This is a genomic window from Streptomyces sp. NPDC006430, assembly GCF_040612395.1.
In the GTDB taxonomy this organism is placed as follows: Bacteria; Actinomycetota; Actinomycetes; order Streptomycetales; family Streptomycetaceae; genus Streptomyces.
On record NZ_JBEXQA010000072.1, the window covers coordinates 1 to 8,192 of the forward strand.

The following is an 8,192-nucleotide window of genomic DNA, read 5'->3' on the forward strand; positions in this document are numbered from 1 at the left end:
CACGTGCTCGGCATCGACGAAGTAGGCGTGGACGACGACTTCTTCGAACTCGGCGGCCACTCCCTCCTTGCAGTCCGCCTCGTGAGCCGGGTGCGCGCGCAGCTCGGCGTGGAACTCCCACTGCGAGTACTGCTCGACAACCCGACGGTGGCAGGTCTCGCACAACAGCTTGGAAAACAGAAGTCAGCTAGGCCGGCCTTGCGGCCCATGCGTAACCAGGGGGATTCCTGATGTTTCCGTTGTCATTCGCGCAGCGCCGCCTGTGGTTCATCGAGCAGCTCGAGGGGCCGAGCTCGACGTACAACATTCCAGTGGTCCTTCCGCTGTCGGGCCACGTCGACCGGGTGGCGCTCGACGCCGCCCTGCGGGATGTGATCGGCCGTCACGAGGTGCTGCGGACGGTGTTCCCCACGGCCGATGGAGAGCCGTACCAGCACATCCTCAAACCCGACGCACTGTCCTGGGGGCTGTCCTACGCCGAGGTGCCGGCCCAGGACCTGGCGGCGGCCACCAGGGAGGCGGTGGCGCGACCGTTCGATCTCTCCTCCGACGTGCCGATCCGTGCCTGGCTGTTCGCGACCGGTCCCGACGCGCACGTACTCGTCGTGGTCGTACACCACATAGCCAGCGACGGCTGGTCCACCCGGCCGCTGGCCCGGGACCTCTCAATGGCGTACGCCTCGCGGTGCGAGGGCCGGGCGCCGGAGTTCGAACCGCTGCCGGTGCAGTACGCGGACTACGCGCTGTGGCAGCGTGAACTGCTCGGCGAAGAGAACGACCCCGAGAGCGTGCTCTCCCGTCAGATGGGCTATTGGCGCGAGCAGTTGGCAGACCTGCCGGAGGCGTTGGCGCTGCCCTTCGACCGGCCGCGCCCGGCGGTGGCAGGCTTCCGCAGCCACACGGTGCCCCTGACGGTGCCCGCCGAAGTGCACGCGCGGCTCGCGGAGATCGCACGCACGTCGGACGCCACGACGTTCATGGTGGTCCAGGCGGCACTTGCGGTGCTCCTGTCCCGCCTCGGCGCGGGCACCGACATCCCGATCGGCGCCGCGGTCGCCGGGCGCACCGACGTGGCCCTGGACGACCTGGTCGGGTTCTTCGTGAACACCCTCGTCATGCGCACGGACCTGTCGGGGGATCCGACGTTCAGCGAGCTGCTCGCCCGGGTGCGGGAGGCTGGTTGGAGCGCTTTCGCGCACCAGGACGTGCCGTTCGAGCGGCTGGTCGAGGAACTGGCCCCAACGCGTTCGCTGGCCAGGCACCCGCTGTTCCAGGTGATGCTCACCATGCAGAACACCGCCGACGCGGCCCTGGATCTGCACGGTGTGCAGGCCGGGGGAGCTGCGGACGGTGTCCGTCCGGAGTCGCTGACCGGCGGCTTGGCGGCCAAGTTCGACCTGGAAGCAAGCGTGGCCGAGGTGTTCGACGCCGAGGGGCGCCCGGCGGGACTGCGCGGCGAGCTCATTGCGGCGGCGGACCTGTTCGACATCGCGACGGCCGAGCGCCTGGTCGAGCGCCTGGGGCAGGTCCTCGCCGCAGTCGCCGCCGACCCCGGGACCCGACTGAGCGCGGTCGATGTCCTGGACGCGGACGAGCGTCGCCGGGTTCTCTCGGACTGGAACGACACCGCCGCTGAGGTGCCGCAGGCCACCGTGACGGAGCTGTTCGAGGCACAGGTGGCCCGCACTCCGGACACGGTCGCGGTGGTGTGGGAAGGCACCGAGCTGACTTACGCCGAACTGGACGCGCGGGCCAACCGTCTTGCCCGACACCTGATCGGTCTGGGCGTTGGCCCGGAGTCGCGGGTTGCGGTGTGCCTGGAGCGCGGCGTAGACGCGGTGGCGGCCCTCATCGGCGTGCTCAAGGCCGGCGGTGCGTACGTGCCGGTGGATCCGGCGTACCCCGCCGAGCGGATAGCGTACATGCTTGGCGATGCGGCGCCCGTGGTTGTCCTCGCCGCCTCGGCCACCGCCACTATCCTCCCGCCCTCCGGGCCGCAGGCCGTGGTTCTCGACGCGCCGGAGACCGTCGCCGCGCTGGCCGCTCTGCCTGCTGGTGCACCCGGGCAGCACGAGCGCGTGGCCCCGCTGACCCCCGGCCATCCGGCGTACGTCATCTACACCTCCGGCTCCACGGGCCGTCCGAAGGGCGTGGTGGTGGAGCACCGGTCGGTGGCGGGGCTGCTGGCGTGGGCGGGTGCCGAGTTCGGCGGCGCCGACTTCTCCCGGGTGCTGCTCTCCACCTCGTTCACCTTCGACGTGTCGGTCTTCGAGCTGTTCGGCCCGCTGGTCACCGGCGGATCCGTCGAGCTCGTCCCGGACCTGCTGGCGCTCGCCGACACCGAGCGCGGCCCCTGGCAGGTGAGCCTGGTCAGTGGCGTTCCGTCGGCCTTCGCCCGTATCCTGGGCCGCTCCGGCCCCGAGGTCCGTCCGCGTACGGTGGTGCTTGCGGGCGAGGCGCTCACTGCCGACGCGGTGGCCGGTATCCGCCGGGAGCTGCCGGGCGCGCGGGTGGCGAACATCTACGGTCCCACTGAGGCGACCGTCTACACCACCGCCTGGTACGCCGACACCGACGTCGAAGGCGCCGTACCCATCGGCCGGCCGATTTCCAACGCCCGCGTGTACGTCATGGACGGCTATCTGTCGCCGGTCGGACCCGGAGTGGCCGGTGAGCTGTACATCGCCGGCGCGGGTCTGGCGCGAGGCTATCTGCACCACCCCGCCCTGACCGCGGAACGTTTCGTCGCCGACCCCTACGGTGCGCCCGGTGAGCGCTTGTACCGTACCGGTGACCTGGTCCGGTGGACCGCCGACGGGCAGCTGGAATACCTGGGTCGCGCGGATGAGCAGGTCAAGATCCGCGGCTTCCGTATCGAGCTCGGCGAGGTCCAGTCAGCGGTGGCCGCACACCCGTCGGTGGCCCAGGCCGTGGTGGTGGCTCGTGAGGATGTCCCCGGCGACAAGCGCCTGGTGGCGTACGTCGTGACCGGCGCAGCGCCCGAAGAGGAGCTGTCGGCGGCGGTGCGAGCCCTGGTGGCGGAGCGACTGCCGCAGTACATGGTGCCGTCGGCAGTGGTGGTCCTCGACGCGCTGCCCCTGTCCCCGAACGGCAAGCTGGACCGTGTGGCTCTGCCTGCCCCCGAGTACACCAGCGGCTCCGGCCGTGGACCCTCCTCCGTCCGTGAGGAGATCCTCTGCGAGGTGTTCGCCGAGGTCCTCGGCGTGGACAGCGTCGGCGTCGACGACGACTTCTTTACCCTCGGGGGCCACTCCCTCCTCGCGGTACGCCTGGTGGAGGTCCTGCGCACCCGCGGCGTCTCCGTCTCGGTGCGGGCGCTGTTCCAGACCCCGACCGTGGCCGGGCTCGCCTCCGCGGCCGGGGCGGAGAGCGTCGTCGTACCGCCCAACGCCATCCCGGAGGACGCGCAGGCGATCACACCGGAGATGCTCCCCCTGGTCGACCTGACCGTCGAGGAGATCGAGCGGGTGATCGCCACCGTCGACGGCGGCGCGGCGAACGTCGCCGACGTGTATCCGCTGGCCCCCCTGCAGGAGGGTCTGCTCTTCCACCACCTCCTCGCCGACGGCGGCGAGGACGCCTATGTGCTGCCGACCGTGGTCAGGTTCGACTCGCGCGCGCGGCTCGAGGCGTTCACCGAGGCCCTCCAGCGGGTCGTGGACCGGCACGACATCCTGCGTACCGGCATCGTGTGGGAAGGCCTGCGCGAGCCGGTACAGGTAGTGTGGCGCCACGCCGCCGTGCCCGTCGACGAGGTCGCACTCGACCCGCAGGCCATGGACCCGGTGGCGGAGCTGGTCGCAGGGGTCGGCTCGGCCATGGACCTGCGGCGCGCGCCGCTGATCCAGGTGCACGTGGCGGCCGAGCCGGGCGGCGAAGCGTGGCTCGCGCTGGTGCGGATGCACCACATGGTTCAGGACCACACGGCGCTGGAGGTGCTGCTCGCTGAGGTGGAGGCATTCCTGTCCGGACGCGGGGACGGTCTGCCCGTGCCGATGCCCTTCCGCGACTTCGTAGCCCAGGCGCGTGGCGGGGTGGCCCGTGCCGAGCACGAACGCCACTTCTCCCAGCTCCTTGGCGACGTGACCGAGCCGACCGCGCCCTACGGCCTGGTCGACGCGCACGGCGACGGCGCGGCAGTGGTCCGCGCCAGGCAGGAGTTCCCGCCGGGCCTTGTGGAGCGGGTCCGCGGCGTCGCCCGCGGACTGGGTGCCAGCCCCGCCACCGTGCTGCACGTGGCGTGGGCACGGGTGCTCGCGGCGGTCAGCGGCCGCGAGGACGTGGTGTTCGGCACCGTCCTGTTCGGCCGCATGAACGCTGGTACCGGATCGGACCGCACGCTGGGCCCGTACATCAACACGCTGCCCGTACGGGTGCGTACCGGCGAACTCGGGTCGGCGGATGCGGTCACTGCGATGCGCGGCCAGCTCGCCGAACTGCTCTCCCACGAGCACGCGCCCCTCGCCCTGGCCCAGCAGGCCAGCGGCGTGCCCGGTGACACCCCGCTGTTCACCTCACTCCTCAACTACCGTCACAACAGCGGCCGTCCGGCCGCCGGTGCGGCGGACGAGGCGAGCGCGGCAGGGATCGCGGGCATCAGGGCCGTTTTTTCCCAGGAGCGCAACAACTACCCGCTGACCGTCTCGGTCGACGACGACGGGGACGGCGGCATCGGGCTCGCCGTGGACGCGGTTGCTCCGATCGATGCCGACGCGGTGGGTGATCTGCTGAGGGCTGCTGTGGAGAACCTGGTGACGCTGCTCGAAGGCGTCCTTGCGGGTGGTCCGGATCGGCCGCTGCGCAGCGTGAAGGTGGTGGACGGGAACGAGCGCCGCCGGGTGCTCGGCGAGTGGAACGACACGGCGGATGACACGCCGCGCCGACTGGTGCCGGAGCTGCTGAGGGAGTGGGCCGCGCAGGACCCGGCGGCGGTCGCCGTGGAGTGCGATGGTGTCGAGGTCTCCTACAGCGAACTGGACGCGCGGGCGAACCGGCTGGCAAACCTGCTGGTCCGCCACGGCGTGGGCTCCGAGTCGGTGGTGGGTCTGTGTCTGGAACGCGGTGTGGACGTGCTGGTTTCCGTCCTTGCGGTGTGGAAGGCCGGTGGCGCGTACTTGCCGGTGGATCCCGAATACCCGGCGGAGCGTGCCGCGTTCATGCTGACGGACGCCGCGGTGACGTGTGTCCTCACCGGGCAGGGCACCCGCGGCCGGCTCGCGGAGTTCGAGCAGCGATCCGGCGTACCGGTTGTGGTGCTCGACGACCCTTCGGTGGAAGCCGAGTTGGCGGGTCTGTCGGAAATGGCGCCGACACAGGACGAGGGTGCGGGCGCCGTCTTGCCTGCGCACAGCGCGTACGTCATTTACACGTCCGGGTCGACCGGGCGTCCCAAGGGGGTCGTGGTCACCCACGACGGCCTGGCGAATTATGTGATGTGGGCGCACCGGGCCTATGGCATGGCCGAGGGGGGTGGGGCGCCGCTGCATTCGTCGCTCGCCTTCGACCTGACGGTCACGAGTCTGCTGGTGCCCCTGGTGTCCGGCTCCCGCGTCGTGATCAGCCGAGAGGGAGGTGCCGAAGGTCTTGCCGCGGCGGTGCGTGATTCCAGTGGGTTCGGCCTAGTGAAGGTCGTGCCGGGGCATCTGCCGCTGCTTTCCCGGCTGCTGCCCGAGAGTGTGCGCGCGGGGGCGGCCCGCCGCTGGATCGTCGGTGGTGAGGCGCTGCAGGGCGCCGATGTGCGCGCCTGGCTCGACCAGGCGCCCGACTCCGTCGTGGTCAACGAGTACGGGCCGACCGAGACCGTGGTCGGGTGCTGTGTCTTCGAGGTGGCGGCCGGTCAGGAGGTGGGCGACTCGGTGCCGATCGGGCGGCCGATCGCCAACACCCGCCTGTACGTGCTGGATGGCAACCTGGCGCCGGTACCTGTGGGGGTGGCGGGCGACCTGTACATCGCGGGTGCCGGCCTGGCCCGTGGCTATGTGGGCCGGGCTGGGATCACGGCTGAGCGGTTCGTGGCCTCGCCGTTCGCGGCGGGCGAGCGCATGTACCGCAGCGGCGACGTGGCCCGGTGGCGTGCGGACGGCGAGCTGGAGTACCTGGGCCGCTCCGACGAGCAGGTCAAGATCCGTGGATTCCGTGTCGAGCCGGGTGAGATCGCGTCCGTGCTGGTGAAGCATCCGTCCGTGGCCCAGGTGGCGGTCGTGGCGCGCGAGGACGTTCCCGGCGACAAGCGCCTGGTGGCCTATGCCGTGCCGGGTGAGGCCATGCAGGGTGACGAACTGGTGCAGGGTCTGCGCCAGTTCGCGGACGAGGTACTGCCCGCGTACATGGTGCCGGCAGCGGTCGTCGTCCTCGATGGTTTGCCGCTGACGGTGAACGGCAAGCTGGACCGCGCGGCCCTGCCCGCACCGGAATACAGGGCGGGGGCGAGCCGCGGGCCCGCCAACGCCCGCGAGGAGATCCTGTGCGAGGTGTTCGCCGAGGTCCTCGGCCTGGAGCAGGTCGGCGTCGACGACGACTTCTTCCGCCTTGGGGGGCACTCCCTGCTTGCCGTGTCGCTGGTGGAGCGGCTGCGGCTGCGCGGCATCTCCGTCTCGGTCCGGACGCTCTTCGAGAGGCCGACGGTGGCGGGCCTTGCCGGGGACACGGCCACCGAGCGCGTCGAGGTACCCCCGAACCTGATCCCCGAGGGCGCGCAGGAACTCACTCCGGAGATGCTGCCGCTGGTCGGCCTGACCGCCGACGAGATCGAGCGGATCGTCGCCACGGTCGAGGGCGGCGTCGCCAACGTGGCGGACATCTACCCGCTGGCCCCACTGCAGGAGGGTCTGCTCTTCCACCACCTGATGGCGGGGTCCGGACGCGACACCTACGCGGCCCCCACGGCGCTCGAGTTCGACTCGCGCGCCCGCCTCGACGCTTTCGTGGACGCGCTCCAGCAGCTGGTGAACCGGCATGACATCTACCGCACCTCCGTGGTGTGGGAGGGGCTGCGCGAACCGGTGCAGGTGGTGTGGCGCAACGCCCGGATCCCCGTCGAGCGCGTGACGCTCGATCCGGACGGCGCGGAGCTGGTGGACCAGCTCCTGGAGCTCGGCGGCACCTCCATGGACCTGAGCCGGGCGCCTCTGGTCGACCTGCACGTCGCGGCCGTCCCCGGCTGCGACCGCTGGGCGGCGCTGTTGCGCATGCACCACATGGTCCAGGACCACACGACCCTGGAGGCCGTCTTCGAGGAGCTGCAGGCCTTCGTGACCGGGCGGGGCGCGGAACTGGCGAAGCCGCTGCCCTTCCGCGACTTCGTCGCGCAGACCCGCAGCGGCGACAAGCGCGAGGAGCACGAGCGGTACTTCGCCGGGCTGCTCGGCGATGTGACCGAGCCGACCTTCGCGTTCGGCCTCGCGGACGTGCACGGCGATGGCACCCACCTGTCCAAGGCCCACGTCGACTTCGAGGCGTCCCTGGACGACCGGGTACGCGCCACCGCGCGCCGCCTCGGCACCAGCCCCGCGACCCTGCTGCACGTGGCGTACGCCCGGGCCCTCGCTGCCGTCAGCGGCCGCGAGGACGTGGTCTTCGGCACCGTCCTGTTCGGCCGGATGAACTCCGGCGCGGGCTCCGACCGGGCGCTCGGTCTCTTCATGAACACTCTGCCGGTCCGGGCGCGGGTGTCCGGCGTCGGAGTCGTCGAGGCGGTCGGCTCCATGCGCAGCCAGCTGGCCGGGCTCCTTGAACACGAACACGCGCCGCTCGCCGTCGCTCAGGGCGCCAGTGGCGTCACCGGCGACATCCCCCTGTTCACCACGCTTCTGAACTACCGTCACAACACCACCGGCCCGGTCGCGCGCGTCGCTGACGGCGGCAAGGGCGAGGGGTTCGAGGGCATCCGCAGGCTGTTCATGCGGCCCCTCAACAACTATCCGCTGACGGTCGCCGTGGACGACAACGGAGACAGCATGGGCCTGGTGGTGGACTCCGCCGACCCCGGTGACCCGCGCGCGGTGGGTCTCCTGGTGCGGACCGCCCTCGAGAACCTGGTCGCGGCGCTGGACTCCGCGCTGGACGGCGGCCCCGAGCTGCTGCTGAGCTCGGTCGACGTGCTGGCCGAGGGTGATCTGCATCGGGTTCTGGTGGAGTGGAACGACACTGCGGCGGAGGTTCCCGCCGGTACG

2 protein-coding genes are annotated in these 8,192 nt (G+C 71.3%); both read left to right on the forward strand.

Annotated features, from left to right (window positions below):
• The first annotated feature begins 3 nt into the window (after positions 1-3).
• The gene (locus tag ABZZ20_RS36350; RefSeq protein WP_356877255.1) at positions 4-231 is read left to right on the forward strand and encodes a phosphopantetheine-binding protein; all 228 of its coding nucleotides are present in this window, start codon (positions 4-6) and stop codon (positions 229-231) included.
• A partial coding sequence (locus tag ABZZ20_RS36355) for an amino acid adenylation domain-containing protein (protein ID WP_356877253.1) occupies positions 231-8,192 on the forward strand: 7,962 nt, incomplete at its 3' end. The genes ABZZ20_RS36350 and ABZZ20_RS36355, both read left to right, overlap by 1 nt.